This is a genomic window from Klebsiella africana (assembly GCF_020526085.1).
GTDB lineage: Bacteria > Pseudomonadota > Gammaproteobacteria > Enterobacterales > Enterobacteriaceae > Klebsiella > Klebsiella africana.
Genome location: NZ_CP084874.1, coordinates 5,198,062 through 5,212,693, shown reverse-complemented (window position 1 = coordinate 5,212,693; position 14,632 = coordinate 5,198,062). Strand labels below are relative to the sequence as shown.

Below are 14,632 nucleotides of genomic sequence, written 5' to 3'. Positions count from 1 at the left end.
CTGTGAGCGGTCATACAAAACTGCAAATAACGAGGAAACACGGCAATTAAAGCGTGCATTAGATCACATAATAAACATTTCAAGCGCCCTTTAATGAATCAAGGACATAAAACACTATTTTTCATGTTTTTGATATTCAAGATAAAAAGTGAGGTCATTATCTAAAACAACCCAACATACAATAAAAACCTTTTATTGACATTTATAATAAAAATTTAACATCAACAGGTCACTCATCATTGTCGATTTTTAGCACCCTGATATTTTCAAAGTTGACTATTTTATCAGTGAATCACTTAGCTAAAGTTAACCGCAAGAAAAGCCATAGTAAAAACATGGTTAAATGCAGCCCGATAATATCGGGGGGCGCCTTTTATTTTTGTAACATGCGCGGGCCACATTTTTTCCACATTTTTTGATAAAAATTAACGCGATTTTGGCGTAATCACCACCAGGTGTCGCTCCCCTTCCAGCTGAGGAACATGCAACTCGATCACCTCGGCAATGGCATATCCTTCCGGCAGACTTTCCATCTCTTCTTTTTGCGCTAACCCTTTGAGCGCATAGAAATGCCCGTTCTCTGCCGGCAGATGGTGGCACCAGCTCACCATATCATTGAGCGATGCGAAAGCGCGGCTTATCACGCCGTCAAACGGCGGCTCGGCGGGGAAGGCTTCCACGCGGCTCTGCACCGGGGTGACGTTAGCCAGCTTAAGCTCATGCTGTACCTGACGCAGAAAGCGCACACGCTTGCCGAGACTGTCCAGCAAGGTGAAATGCGACTCCGGGCGCACGATGGCAAGTGGAATACCTGGAAGCCCAGGTCCGGTCCCGACATCGATAAAGCGCGAGCCCTGCAGGTAAGGCGCCACAATGATGCTGTCGAGGATGTGACGCACTAACATCTCATTCGGATCGCGAACGGAAGTCAGGTTATAGGCCTTGTTCCACTTATCGAGCAGCCCGACGTAAGCCACCAGCTGATTTTTCTGGTGATCGGTGAGCGAAATACCCGCTTCATCCAGCAGACGAGAAAGTTTGTTGAGCACGGTAAATCCCTTCAAAAAATAATGAGCCCGGAGGCGCTAACGCTTACCGGGCTATGAATGATAAAGGCGAACGCCGATTATGCAACTGGGAAATCAGCGCTGGCAGGCTACCGCAATCAGGCGCTACGACGCAGCATGCCCTGCTTTTTCAGCCAAACCAGCAAAATAGAGATCGCTGCCGGGGTGATCCCGGAAATACGTGACGCCTGCCCTATCGACGACGGTTTATGGTCGTTCAGTTTGGCGATTACCTCGTTTGACAGCCCGGTAACCTGGCGATAGTCGAGCGTCGCCGGGAGTAAGGTGTTCTCGTTGCGCTGCTGTTTCTCGATCTCATCCTGCTGGCGCGCGATATAACCTTCATATTTCACCTGGATCTCAACCTGTTCAGCCGCCTGTTGATCCTGCAGACCCGGCGCGAACGGCGAAAGACGAACCAGCTGCTCATAGGTCATTTCCGGACGGCGCAGCAGATCTTCACCGCTGGCTTCACGCGACAACGGCGCGGTCAGGTGAACGTTCACTTCGGCGGCGCTTTCGGCCTGCGGGTTCACCCAGGTCGATTTCAGACGCTGGCGTTCACGTTCAATGCTTTCCAGCTTCTCGTTGTAGCGCGCCCAGCGTTCATCATCCACCAGCCCCAGCTCGCGACCTTGTTCGGTCAAACGCAGATCGGCGTTATCTTCACGCAACATCAGGCGATATTCGGCACGCGAGGTGAACATGCGGTACGGCTCTTTGGTACCCAGAGTACACAGGTCGTCCACCAGCACGCCGAGGTAAGCCTGATCGCGACGCGGCGCCCAGCCCTCTTTTTCCGCAGAGAAGCGGGCGGCGTTAAGACCAGCCAGCAGCCCCTGAGCCGCCGCTTCTTCATAACCGGTGGTACCGTTGATTTGGCCGGCGAAGAACAGACCCTGAATAAATTTGCTTTCAAGCGTTGGCTTCAGATCGCGCGGGTCGAAGAAATCGTACTCAATGGCGTAGCCAGGACGGACGATTCGCGCGTTCTCCATCCCCTGCATTGAGCGGACGATTTGCATTTGCACATCAAACGGCAGGCTGGTGGAGATGCCGTTCGGATAAATTTCGTTTGAGGTCAGGCCTTCCGGTTCAAGGAAGATCTGATGCTGATTGCGATCGGCAAAGCGCATGACTTTGTCTTCGATCGACGGACAATAGCGTGGCCCGATCCCCTCGATCACCCCGGCGTACATAGGGCTGCGATCGAGATTATTGCGGATCACGTCGTGAGTTTTCTCGTTAGTGTGCGTGATGTAGCACGGCACCTGACGCGGATGCTGGTCGGCGGATCCCATAAACGAGAACACCGGCATCGGATTATCGCCGTGCTGTTGTGCCAGCACGCTAAAATCGATGGTGCGCGCGTCAATACGCGGCGGGGTACCCGTTTTCAGGCGGCTTACGCGCAGCGGCAGTTCACGCAGTCGACGAGACAGCGGGATTGACGGCGGATCGCCGGCGCGGCCGCCGCTGTAGTTGTCCAGACCAATATGAATTTTGCCATCCAGGAAGGTCCCAACGGTCAGTACCACCGCTTTCGCTCGGAATTTGAGGCCCATCTGAGTGACGGCGCCCACGACGCGATCGTTTTCGACAATCAGATCTTCCACCGCCTGCTGGAAGATCATCAGATTAGGCTGGTTCTCCAGCGCAGTACGCACCGCCTGACGGTACAGCACGCGGTCGGCCTGGGCGCGGGTAGCGCGCACAGCGGGCCCTTTGCTGGCGTTTAGTATCCTAAACTGAATGCCAGCCTGATCGATCGCTTTGGCCATCAAACCGCCGAGCGCGTCCACTTCTTTTACCAGGTGTCCTTTCCCAATGCCGCCAATTGCCGGGTTGCAGCTCATCTGCCCCAGCGTGTCGATATTGTGTGTCAAAAGCAGGGTCTGTTGACCCATACGCGCTGCGGCCATTGCGGCCTCAGTGCCTGCATGACCCCCGCCAATGATAATGACGTCAAAAGGATCCTGATAAAACATGGTGGTCTGCCTCGCATAACGCGGTGTGGAAATGGATTGAAGCCCGGGCCGTGGATTCTACTCAACTTTAGGCTTTCGAGAAAGACTCCGGGATCCTGACTATTAAAAAGAAGATCTTTATATAGAGATCTGTTCTATTGTGATCTCTTATTAGGATCGACTCTCTTTGTGGATAAGTCGGATCCATTAAGTAAGATCAAAAACTTAAGAAGGATCACTATCTGTGAATGATCGGTGATCCTGGTCCGTATAAGCTGGGATCAGAATGAAGGGTTATACACAGCACAAAAACCATACTACGGTTATTCTTTGGATAACTACCGGTTGATCCAAGCTTTTAAGCATGGTTATCCACAGAAGATCGGACGATCTTTACAATTCTCAGAGCAAATTTTTCCAGGATCCCAGCCAGATTTCCGCCGGATCCTCCGGAATTTCGTGTTCCAGGACGTTGATCTTCAGCGTCTCACCGATCTGTTTTGCCCCGCAGTCCTTCAGCGCCGCTTCTACTTTATCGATCGCGCCACAAAAGGTGTCGTATTCGCGGCTGCCGATCCCGATGGCGCCAAAGCGCACGGCGGAAAGATCGACCTGCTTCTCCTGCAGCGCGTCATAGAAGGGAACCAGGTTGTCGGGAATGTCCCCGGCGCCATGGGTGGAAGAGATCACTAACCAGATCCCTTGCGCCTGCAGATCGTCCACCAGCGGACCGTGCTGGATGTCAGTGCTATAGCCCGCTTCTTCCAGCTTTTCCGCCAGATGTTCTGCTACATATTCCGCACTGCCCAGGGTGCTGCCGCTGATAAGTGTAATGTCTGCCATAGATCGCCGATCGCCCGCTCAACTGTTCAGAGTGGCGTATTGTACGCTGTGAGCGAGCTGGGATCTACCTGTGGAAAAATGTGGGATTAAAAAAAGCGATTAGGGCTTGATGGTACGCATGATCGGGTTCTGCAGCACGATCAGCGTTTCAGTGGATTGAATTTCATCGATTGTTTGAATCTTGTTGATAAGTACCTGCTGCAGAGCATCGATGGATTTACACATCACCTTAATAAAGATGCTGTAGTGGCCGGTGGTGTAGTAAGCCTCGGTAACCTCCTCCAGACTTTCCAGGCGGGCGAGGGCGGAGGGGTAGTCTTTGGCGCTTTTTAGAATAATGCCGATGAAGCACCCAACGTCGTATCCCAGCTGCTTGGGGCTAACATCTATACGCGCACCGGTAATAATGCCCGCCTGCTTCATCTTTTCGACGCGTACGTGAATGGTGCCCGGGCTGACGCTGAACTGTTTGGCCAGTTCGGCATAGGCGGTACGGGCGTTAGCCATCAGCGCATCAAGAATGCCGCGGTCCAGATTGTCGATCTGATAATTTTCCATATCTTTTTCTTATGAAGTTTGAGGGTTCTTACTATTTTAGCGCCATATTTTAATGAATTAAAAGTTGATGCGGCTTTTTATTGATTGATTATTGTATTGGGGCGCTGTTTTGTTGCTTAATCAATGGCAACAGGACGCAGGAGTCATAAAAAATGAAAACCGTATATATCGCAAAACAACGCCAGATCAGTTTCGTTAAATCCCACTTTTCCCGTCAGCTGGAAGAGAAGCTTGGCCTGATTGAAGTCCAGGCGCCAATCTTAAGCCGTGTGGGTGATGGGACGCAGGATAACTTGTCCGGCTGCGAGAAAGCGGTTCAGGTAAAAGTGAAAACACTGCCCGACGCCCAGTTCGAAGTGGTTCATTCACTGGCGAAGTGGAAGCGTCAAACCCTGGGACAACACGACTTCAGCGCGGGCGAAGGGCTGTACACGCATATGAAGGCCCTTCGCCCCGATGAAGACCGTCTGACACCGATCCATTCCGTCTATGTCGACCAGTGGGACTGGGAGCGCGTGATGGGGGATGAAGAGCGTCACGTCGGCACCCTAAAGGCAACCGTCGAGGCGATTTACGCCGGGATCAAAGCCACCGAGCTGGCGGTCAGTCAGGAATTTGGTCTGACGCCATTTCTGCCGGAACAGATTCACTTTGTTCACAGCCAGGAGCTGCTGAGCCGCTATCCGGATCTTGACGCCAAAGGCCGCGAGCGGGCGATTGCCAAAGAGCTGGGCGCTGTTTTCTTAATCGGTATCGGCGGCAAACTATCTGATGGCAAGCGTCACGACGTCCGTGCGCCGGATTATGATGACTGGAGTACTGAGGTTTCTGAAGGTTTTGCCGGTCTGAACGGCGATATCCTGGTGTGGAACCCGGTGCTGGAGGATGCGTTCGAGATCTCTTCAATGGGGATCCGCGTTGATGCCGAAGCGCTGAAACGCCAGCTGGCGCTGACCGGCGATGAAGATCGTCTGAAACTGGAGTGGCACCAGGCGCTGTTGCGTGGTGAGATGCCGCAGACTATCGGCGGCGGCATTGGCCAGTCTCGTTTGACGATGCTGTTGCTGCAGCTTGACCATATCGGTCAGGTGCAGTGCGGCGTATGGCCAGCGCAGGTTCGCGAAAGCGTTTCCGCTCTGTTGTAACGTTATCGCCGCCAGCGTCGCAGCAGGCGGCTACGCAACCCGGTATCAAAGCGCCAGATATGATCGAAGATACGCATGATACCGGGCTTGCCATGTACCGACATCGCCACCGCGTGAAAACGGTGCTGATGCTTACGCTGTAACTCCCCCACCTGAGCAATCACCTCATCCGGCAACCGCTGGGCAATAAAGTCAGAGATCACGACAGCATCGGCATCCACCCATTGCGGGTTTTGCAGACGTTCAATAATGGCGCGAAAACAGCTGGCCAAATCGGTACCGCCGCGAAAACGCTGGCTCAGGAAGCGGATCGCCTGCTCCAGTCCGCTCTCGCTGGTCAGCTCGTAATGCACCACTTCGCTGGAGAACAGCATAATAAAGCAGCGGCGGTTATCGGCCAGCGCGATGCGCATCAGGGCCAGACAAAAGGCCTTAGCGCACTGTTCGTTAAAACCGCCCATCGATCCTGACGTATCGACGCAGACAATGAACGGCCCGCGCGGCTGTTCATCAAAATCCTGGCGCGTCACCGGGCGTTCGGTGATTTTCTCGCGCCAGGCGTCGCCGTGCAGCCGGTAAGTGAGCAACTGCTTCTCCACCAGCTTGCGATAAAATTCAAACTCCAGCTCCGTGATGCCGAGCGTCGCCAGCTCCGGCGGCAGCAGGCGCAGAATATCATCGCTCTGCTGGAGGCCGTCGACCTGCTCTGGCACCGTCGCCGGTTCGCGTACCAGGCTGCGGAAAGTTTCCATCGGCGCATCTTTTTTCGGGACGGATTTCGCTTCCCGTGAACGCCCCAGCTGTTCCGCCAGCTGCAGCAGTTCCGGTTGCTGGTTAAGAAAATCGCCATAGCGCACGATCAGCTGGTAGTCGCCTCGTTTGAGTTCGCCAGCGCTCATGTCCCACAGGCGTCCGGCGGCGGTGTCATTGTCCGCCAGCACTGGATCGAGCTGACCGCTGAGCGTCATTCGTTCCTGGACCTCACTGAGCAACTGGTCGCGCTCCTCATCCAGCAGCTGCTGGTTAAGGCTGGTGGCTTGCACCACCAGGCTCAGGCGCCAGCGCTGTAAAAACAGCGTATGCAGCGCCGGAGTAAAGGTGGCATTGTCGTCCACCAGCTTCTGCGCCTGGGCGGCAAAAGGGGACTGGAGCTGGTGCAGTTTGCCGAGGATCTGTGGAAGCTGGACGATAAACTGCGAGGTAGAGAGCAGCTGAGCCTGCTGATAGGTTTGCACTTCGACGTCCAGATCCGGCGGGATGTTAACTTCTTTTAAGCGAGCGCGAACGGCTTCCCGCCAGCGTGGAATATCTGCCGCGATGATGTTTTTCAGCCGGGGAAATTTTTCAAAGAAAATCGCCAGCTGAGGAGAGGCCAGCAGCGCCAGCAGCATCTCCTCGATCATTCCCTCTTCGCTGACTGCCAGCATGACATTCAGCATATCGAGCGTCATGGCTGCTTCGCCTGTTTAATCTGCGCGCCGACGTCCTGCAGGCTGGCTTCAATTCTTCCCAGCCACTCGACCGGGATAAACAGGCACTTTTGCTGCTCGCTGAAGCGGTTATGTTGCTGGTGCCACTCATCATCCAGCGCTTCCAGCTGCTGGCGAATTTCCGCCGGCATATTCTCCTGCGCTGCGCTGCCGGGCAGCGCGAGGCGTGAGCCCTGCAGGCTGACGTCGCGGACCACCAGGTGCTGGCTGGTGTCGACATCCATATTAAGCAGTTGGGGAAAGCCGATCCCGTTAAGCTTTCCGCGGATCTCGCCGCCCTTTTCCAGCCAACTAGATAAAGCATCGCGCTCGAAGGTGATATGTATCACTTCCATATCATGAAGTTTGAGCGGCTGCTGCAGCAGCAGCGTCAGGGTTGCCCCCTGAATCTCCGCTGGCAGTTCATAATGCGGCTTACGGCTAAACATCCCGCCAAGGCGGGTGACCTTCAGCGCCGTTTTGTCGCTTTGCTGCTGTTGGATCTGAATGCGTCGCTGCACAATCGCTCCCAGTCGCGTCAGCATCGCCTGCTGTTGCCAGGCGTGACAGGTCATTAGCGTTTCCAGCTGCTGCGACATCAGGTTCATACTTTCGACGTTGTGCCACAGACAATCTTTCAGCAGGATCAGGTCAATCGGCGCGATACTGTCGCGGCCGCTGAAGAAGGCGCTGGCCTGCAGCAGGCGTATGGCTTTTTTCCAGCGGCGATCTGACACATACGGAGCATTTGGCAGGGCGTCCAGCTGCTGGCGGAGCTGGAATATCAGCTCAAACACAGCGTCCGGCAGTTTGATATTGCCGATCTGCTGCTGCCATTGGGTAAATTCCTCGTCACTGACCTGTAAAGCGCTGGGGACCGGATTGCTGTTTTCATCCTGCTGGCTCAGCAGCATTGAACGGAAATTGCCTTTATCCTGCACCTTATCGAGCCACAGACGGATCAGCATACGGTCATACAGTGCTTCCAGGCTGCTGTCAGCTTCGGGAAGTTCGTTCGACGCGGCCACCAGCAGACGCATCGGGATTTTCTCTTCGTGCGCGCCGTTGCGGAAATGACGTTCGTTAATCGCCGTCAGTAGGGTGTTGAGGATAGCCGGGCCTGCTTTCCATATTTCATCGAGAAACACGATTTCCGCTTCCGGCAGGTAGCCGGCGGTTAAACGTTCGTAACGGCCTTCATCTTTCAGCGCCTGAATGGACAGTGGCCCAAAAACCTCTTCCGGGGTGGAGAAGCGGGTCATGAGGTATTCAAACGCGCGCGCCTGCTGGAAGGCAAATTTTAGGCGGCGGGCAATCAGGCTTTTGGCGATCCCCGGCGGACCGAGCAAAAAAACGCTCTCGCCGCTGAGCGCCGCCAGCAGGCAGAGGCGTATCGCATGACTGCGTTCAAAGAGTCCTTTTTCAAGTGCCGCGCTGAGCCGGGAAATTCTTTCAGCCAGTAAATGTGTTTGAGCCATAATTGTGTTGGATGCTTTGTCGTGTATCGTTATTTGGACGAGTATAGATGTTAGAGCAGGGGCGGTAATAGCCTGAAGAATCGATTTATTTTTTTTGAGCCAGGTTAATATGGTGTCTGTTAGGGGTACGATTTCGCAAATAATCGTGCATACTGTGCGCTTTTTGTGGGCCAAGGGACTAGGCACACATTTGTTTTATAAACGAAAAGACTAGTCTATGAGCACTGATAATAAACAATCGTTGCCGGCGTTAACGCTGGCGGCCATCGGCGTGGTGTACGGCGATATCGGTACCAGTCCACTGTATACCTTGCGCGAATGCCTGTCAGGTCAGTTTGGCTTTGGCGTAGAGCGCGATGCCGTTTTTGGCTTTTTGTCGCTAATTTTCTGGCTGTTAATCTTTACCGTATCAATTAAATACATCACCTTCGTGATGCGGGCGGATAACGCCGGGGAAGGCGGGATCTTAACGTTGATGTCGCTGGCCGGACGCAACACCTCGGCCAGAATGACCTCCGTGCTGGTGATCCTCGGCCTGGTCGGCGGCAGCTTCTTCTATGGCGAAGTGGTGATTACCCCAGCCATTTCGGTGATGTCGGCAATTGAGGGGTTAGAAATTATCGCCCCGCAGCTCGATACCTGGATTGTCCCTATCTCCATTATCGTGCTTACCCTGCTGTTTGTGATCCAAAAGCACGGCACCGGCATGGTCGGCAAGCTGTTTGCGCCGATTATGCTGATCTGGTTCCTGTTGCTGGCGGTGCTGGGCGCGCGAAGCATTTACGCTAATCCGGAAGTTCTGCAGGCGCTGAACCCCTACTGGGCTGTGCACTTCTTCCTGCAGTACAAGACCGTTTCCTTTATTGCGCTTGGCGCGGTGGTGCTGTCGATTACCGGGGTGGAAGCGCTGTATGCCGATATGGGCCACTTCGGCAAACTGCCGATCCGCGTAGCCTGGTTCTCCGTGGTGCTGCCCTCGTTGGTGCTGAACTATTTTGGCCAGGGCGCGCTGCTGCTGAAGCACCCGGAAGCGATTAAAAACCCGTTCTTCCTGCTGGCGCCTGAGTGGGCGCTGATCCCGATGCTGATTATCGCCACGCTGGCGACGGTTATCGCCTCGCAGGCGGTGATTTCCGGGGTCTTCTCTCTGACCCGTCAGGCAGTACGTCTGGGCTATCTGTCGCCGATGCGCATTATCCATACCTCGGAAATGGAGTCCGGGCAGATTTACATTCCATTCATTAACTGGCTGCTATACGTTTCTGTGGTCATCGTTATCGTCAGCTTTGAGCATTCTTCTAACCTGGCGGCGGCGTATGGTATCGCGGTAACGGGCACCATGGTGCTGACCTCCATTCTGTCGGCGACCGTGGCGCGCAAAAACTGGCACTGGAACAAGCTATTTGTCGGCCTGATGCTGGTGGCCTTCCTGTGCATTGATATTCCGCTGTTCTCGGCGAACCTCGATAAGATTGTCTCCGGCGGCTGGCTGCCGTTGTCCCTGGGTATGGTGATGTTTACGGTGATGACGACCTGGAAGAGCGAGCGTTTCCGCCTGCTGCGCCGGATGCACGAGCATGGTAACTCGCTGGAAGCGATGATCTCTTCGCTGGAGAAGTCACCGCCAGTGCGTGTGCCGGGTACTGCGGTGTATATGTCCCGCGCCCTGAACGTGATCCCCTTTGCCCTGCTGCATAACCTGAAGCACAACAAGGTACTGCATGAGCGAGTGATCCTCCTGACCCTACGCACCGAAGATGCGCCTTACGTGCATAACGTTCGCCGGGTGCAGATTGAACAGCTGTCCCCCTCCTTCTGGCGGGTGGTGGCCAGCTACGGCTGGCGGGAAACGCCTAACGTTGAAGAGGTGTTCCACCGCTGTGGCCTGGAAGGGCTCAGTTGCCGGATGATGGAGACCTCGTTCTTTATGTCGCATGAGTCGCTGATTATCGGCAAACGGCCATGGTATCTGCGCCTGCGCGGCAAGCTTTATCTGCTGCTGCAGCGCAACGCCTTGCGCGCGCCGGATCAGTTTGAAATTCCGCCAAACCGGGTTATCGAGCTCGGTACTCAGGTCGAAATCTAATGTAAAAAAGCCCTTCCCTTGTGAAGGGCTTTTTGTTTCTTGTTCCGGCTGTCACGTCCTGTCTCTGTCTCGCGAAACGTTTCGATGGCGATCACATTTCTCTCTTCTGGTGATGGTTTTCTGCTCACACATTGATAATAATTATGTTAGCGAAACGTTTCGCTAGTGGAGCAAAAGAGAAAAATGAAAAAAGGCACCGTACTTAACGCTGATATTTCCGCGGTCATCTCCTGCCTGGGCCACACCGATACGCTGGTGGTCTGCGATGCCGGATTACCGGTTCCCCGCAGTAGCACGCGCATTGATATGGCGCTGACTCAGGGCGTACCTTCCTTTATGCAGGTACTGGAAGTGGTAACGACGGAAATGCAGGTTGAAGCGGCTGTCATCGCGGAAGAGATTAAAATCCATAATCCGCAGCTTCACGCGACGTTGCTCAACCACCTTGAGCAGCTGCAGCAGCACCAGGGAAATACCATTGAAATTCGTTACACCAGCCATGAGCAGTTCAAAAAACAAACCGCAGACAGTCAGGCGGTAATTCGCAGCGGGGAGTGTTCCCCGTTTGCGAATATTATTCTCTGTGCCGGCGTTACGTTCTGAGGTCGTCGTCATGGAAGCCTTATTGCAACTGAAAGGGATCGATAAAGCGTTCCCTGGCGTCAAGGCGCTCTCCGGCGCGGCGCTGAATGTCTATGCTGGCCGGGTGATGGCGCTGGTTGGGGAGAATGGCGCTGGCAAATCCACCATGATGAAGGTGCTGACCGGGATCTACACCCGTGATGCCGGTTCTTTGCTGTGGTTAGGCAAAGAGACGACCTTTAACGGCCCAAAATCCTCCCAGGAAGCCGGGATCGGCATAATTCATCAGGAACTGAACCTGATCCCGCAGTTGACGATCGCCGAGAACATCTTCCTCGGCCGCGAGTTCGTGAACCGCTTTGGCAAAATCGACTGGAAGCGGATGTATGCCGAAGCGGACAAGCTGTTGGCGAAGCTGAATCTCCGCTTTACCAGCCAGAAGCTGGTGGGCGATCTGTCGATTGGCGATCAGCAAATGGTGGAGATCGCTAAAGTGCTGAGCTTCGAGTCGAAAGTCATCATCATGGATGAACCGACCGATGCGCTGACTGATACCGAAACCGAATCGCTGTTCCGCGTCATTCGCGAACTGAAGTCGCAGGGGCGCGGTATCGTCTACATCTCCCACCGCATGAAAGAGATCTTCGAGATTTGCGACGACGTAACTGTGTTCCGCGACGGGCAGTTTATCGCCGAACGTGAGGTCACCTCGCTGGATGAAGACCGTCTGATCGAGATGATGGTTGGCCGTAAGCTGGAAGATCAGTATCCGCATCTCGACAAGGCGCCGGGCGCGGTGCGCCTGAAGGTCGATAATCTCTGCGGCCCGGGCGTGGAAAACGTGACCTTTACCTTGCGCCAGGGGGAAATCCTGGGTGTTGCCGGGCTGATGGGCGCCGGGCGGACAGAACTGATGAAAGTGCTGTACGGCGCGCTGCCGCGCAGCAGTGGTTCCGTCACGCTCGACGGTCGCGAAGTGGTGACCCGCTCGCCGCAGGATGGCCTGGCGAACGGCATTGTCTATATCTCCGAAGACCGTAAGCGCGATGGCCTGGTACTGGGGATGTCGGTTAAAGAAAACATGTCCCTGACGGCGCTGCGCTATTTCAGCCGGGCGGGCGGCAGCCTTAAGCATAAAGATGAACAGCAGGCGGTGAGTGATTTCATTCGGCTGTTTAACGTGAAAACGCCGTCCATGGAGCAGGCGATCGGTCTGCTTTCCGGTGGCAACCAGCAAAAGGTCGCCATCGCCCGCGGGCTGATGACCCGGCCGAAGGTGCTGATCCTCGATGAACCGACCCGCGGCGTCGACGTCGGGGCGAAGAAAGAGATCTACCAGCTCATCAATCAGTTCAAAGCCGATGGCCTGAGCATCATTCTGGTCTCCTCCGAGATGCCGGAAGTGTTGGGCATGAGCGATCGCATCATAGTGATGCATGAAGGGCATCTCGGCGGTGAATTCACACGCGAGCAGGCCACCCAGGAAGTATTGATGGCTGCCGCTGTGGGCAAGCTTAACCGTGTGAATCAGGAGTAAAAAAGATGACTACCCAGGCTGTTTCTGGTCGCCGCTATTTCACAAAAGCGTGGCTGATGGAGCAAAAATCGCTGATTGCCCTGCTGGTGCTGATCGCGGTGGTGTCGACCATGAGCCCCAACTTTTTTACCGTCAATAACCTGTTCAATATTCTGCAGCAAACCTCCGTAAACGCCATCATGGCGGTAGGGATGACGCTGGTTATACTGACCTCGGGGATCGACCTGTCCGTCGGTTCCCTGCTGGCGCTCACCGGTGCGGTGGCGGCGTCGATCGTTGGCATTGAAGTGAATGCGCTGGTGGCGGTCGCGGCTGCGCTCGCATTAGGGGCGGCAATCGGCGCAGTCACCGGGGTGATCGTGGCGAAAGGCCGCGTGCAGGCCTTCATCGCCACCCTGGTGATGATGCTGCTGCTGCGCGGCGTGACCATGGTGTACACCAACGGCAGCCCGATCAATACCGGCTTTAGCGATAACGCCGATCTGTTCGGCTGGTTTGGCATCGGGCGTCCGCTGGGGATCCCGACGCCGGTATGGATCATGGCGATTGTCTTCCTGGCGGCCTGGTACATGCTGCACCATACTCGGCTGGGCCGTTATATTTACGCGCTGGGCGGTAATGAAGCGGCGACGCGTCTGTCCGGGATTAGCGTTAATAAAGTCAAAATTATCGTCTACGCCTTGTGCGGAATGCTGGCGTCGCTGGCCGGGATTATCGAAGTGGCGCGCCTCTCCTCCGCGCAGCCAACGGCGGGGACAGGCTATGAGCTGGACGCTATTGCGGCAGTGGTGCTCGGCGGCACCAGTCTCGCGGGCGGCAAAGGACGCATTGTCGGCACGCTGATTGGCGCGCTGATCCTTGGCTTCCTGAATAATGGTCTTAATCTTTTAGGCGTTTCTTCCTATTACCAGATGATCGTTAAAGCGGTGGTGATCTTGCTGGCGGTACTGGTAGATAACAAAAAGCAGTAACTGAGAACTCTACAGGACATCTTAACTATGAATATGAAAAAACTGGCGACCCTGGTCTCTGCTGTTGCGCTAAGTGCGACTGTTAGCGCGAACGCGATGGCCAAAGACACCATCGCTCTGGTTATCTCTACCCTCAACAACCCGTTCTTCGTGTCGCTGAAAGACGGCGCGCAAAAAGAAGCTGACAAGCTGGGCTACAACCTGGTGGTGCTGGATTCTCAGAACAACCCGGCGAAAGAGCTGGCGAACGTCCAGGATTTAACGGTGCGCGGCGCGAAGCTGCTGCTGATCAACCCAACCGACTCTGATGCCGTCGGCAACGCCGTGAAGATGGCGAACCAGGCGAAAATCCCGGTCATCACTCTTGACCGTCAGGCCACAAAAGGCGATGTCGTGAGCCATATTGCCTCTGACAACGTGCAGGGCGGAAAAATGGCGGGCGATTACATCGCGAAAAAAGTGGGAGAAAGTGCGAAAGTCATTGAACTGCAGGGCATTGCCGGGACTTCTGCGGCGCGTGAGCGCGGCGAAGGATTTAAACAGGCTGTGGCGGCGCACAAGTTCAACGTCCTGGCCAGTCAGCCGGCTGATTTCGACCGCACCAAAGGGCTGAACGTGATGCAGAACCTGCTGACCGCACATCCTGACGTCCAGGCGGTGTTCGCGCAAAATGATGAAATGGCGCTGGGCGCCCTGCGTGCACTGCAGACCGCAGGCAAGTCTGATGTGATGGTGGTTGGATTTGACGGCACTCCGGATGGCGAAAAAGCAGTAAACAGTGGCAAACTGGCGGCGACCGTCGCACAGTTGCCGGAGCAGATCGGCGCGAAAGGCGTTGAGACTGCTGATAAGGTACTGAAGGGCGAAAAAGTGGAAGCTAACTACCCGGTTGAGCTGAAGCTGGTCGTTAAGCAGTAATATGCGATTCG

At 55.0% G+C, this 14,632-nt stretch carries 12 protein-coding genes; 6 read left to right on the top strand and 6 right to left on the bottom strand.

Annotated features, from left to right (window positions below):
* Positions 1-425: 425 nt before the first annotated feature.
* The 4 genes from rsmG to asnC form a co-directional block, all read right to left on the bottom strand.
* Entirely contained in the window at positions 426-1,049 is a 624-nt protein-coding gene (gene rsmG / locus LGL98_RS24995; protein WP_136031614.1) for a 16S rRNA (guanine(527)-N(7))-methyltransferase RsmG, read from the bottom strand.
* A gap of 116 nt (positions 1,050-1,165) precedes the next feature.
* On the bottom strand, positions 1,166-3,055 hold the full coding sequence (mnmG, locus tag LGL98_RS24990; protein WP_136031612.1) for a tRNA uridine-5-carboxymethylaminomethyl(34) synthesis enzyme MnmG: 1,890 nt from the start codon (positions 3,053-3,055) through the stop codon (positions 1,166-1,168).
* A 381-nt stretch (positions 3,056-3,436) separates the two neighbouring features.
* Positions 3,437-3,877, bottom strand: coding sequence for an FMN-binding protein MioC (gene mioC, locus LGL98_RS24985; RefSeq protein WP_136031610.1), 441 nt, complete (start codon positions 3,875-3,877; stop codon positions 3,437-3,439).
* A 99-nt stretch (positions 3,878-3,976) separates the two neighbouring features.
* Positions 3,977-4,435: a transcriptional regulator AsnC gene (gene asnC / locus LGL98_RS24980; RefSeq protein WP_002882510.1), complete on the bottom strand. Its 459-nt coding sequence runs from the start codon at positions 4,433-4,435 to the stop codon at positions 3,977-3,979.
* A 152-nt stretch (positions 4,436-4,587) separates the two neighbouring features.
* Between asnC and asnA the strand changes: the two genes are divergently transcribed.
* Positions 4,588-5,580, top strand: a complete 993-nt coding sequence (asnA, locus tag LGL98_RS24975) for an aspartate--ammonia ligase (RefSeq protein ID WP_136031608.1) — start codon at positions 4,588-4,590, stop codon at positions 5,578-5,580.
* A gap of 2 nt (positions 5,581-5,582) precedes the next feature.
* Here asnA and viaA read toward each other — a convergent pair whose 3' ends face one another.
* Positions 5,583-7,031 carry an ATPase RavA stimulator ViaA gene (gene viaA / locus LGL98_RS24970; protein WP_136031607.1) on the bottom strand — a complete coding sequence of 483 codons (1,449 nt, stop codon included), beginning with the start codon at positions 7,029-7,031 and terminating at the stop codon, positions 5,583-5,585.
* On the bottom strand, positions 7,028-8,527 hold the full coding sequence (gene ravA, locus LGL98_RS24965) for an ATPase RavA (RefSeq protein ID WP_136031605.1): 1,500 nt from the start codon (positions 8,525-8,527) through the stop codon (positions 7,028-7,030). Before ravA ends, viaA begins: the two co-directional genes overlap by 4 nt.
* A gap of 217 nt (positions 8,528-8,744) precedes the next feature.
* Here ravA and kup point away from each other — a divergent pair, with 217 nt between their 5' ends.
* From kup to rbsB, 5 genes are all read left to right on the top strand, one after another.
* Positions 8,745-10,613, top strand: coding sequence for a low affinity potassium transporter Kup (gene kup, locus LGL98_RS24960; protein WP_136031604.1), 1,869 nt, complete (start codon positions 8,745-8,747; stop codon positions 10,611-10,613).
* 183 nt (positions 10,614-10,796) lie between these two features.
* Positions 10,797-11,216 carry a D-ribose pyranase gene (gene rbsD, locus LGL98_RS24955; RefSeq protein WP_136031600.1) on the top strand — a complete coding sequence of 140 codons (420 nt, stop codon included), beginning with the start codon at positions 10,797-10,799 and terminating at the stop codon, positions 11,214-11,216.
* A 10-nt stretch (positions 11,217-11,226) separates the two neighbouring features.
* The gene (gene rbsA, locus LGL98_RS24950; RefSeq protein WP_136031598.1) at positions 11,227-12,732 is read left to right on the top strand and encodes a ribose ABC transporter ATP-binding protein RbsA; all 1,506 of its coding nucleotides are present in this window, start codon (positions 11,227-11,229) and stop codon (positions 12,730-12,732) included.
* Positions 12,733-12,737: 5 nt separating this feature from the next.
* Positions 12,738-13,703 carry a ribose ABC transporter permease gene (rbsC, locus tag LGL98_RS24945; protein ID WP_004202322.1) on the top strand — a complete coding sequence of 322 codons (966 nt, stop codon included), beginning with the start codon at positions 12,738-12,740 and terminating at the stop codon, positions 13,701-13,703.
* Positions 13,704-13,730: 27 nt separating this feature from the next.
* On the top strand, positions 13,731-14,621 hold the full coding sequence (gene rbsB, locus LGL98_RS24940) for a ribose ABC transporter substrate-binding protein RbsB (RefSeq protein WP_012969238.1): 891 nt from the start codon (positions 13,731-13,733) through the stop codon (positions 14,619-14,621).
* Positions 14,622-14,632: the final 11 nt, after the last annotated feature.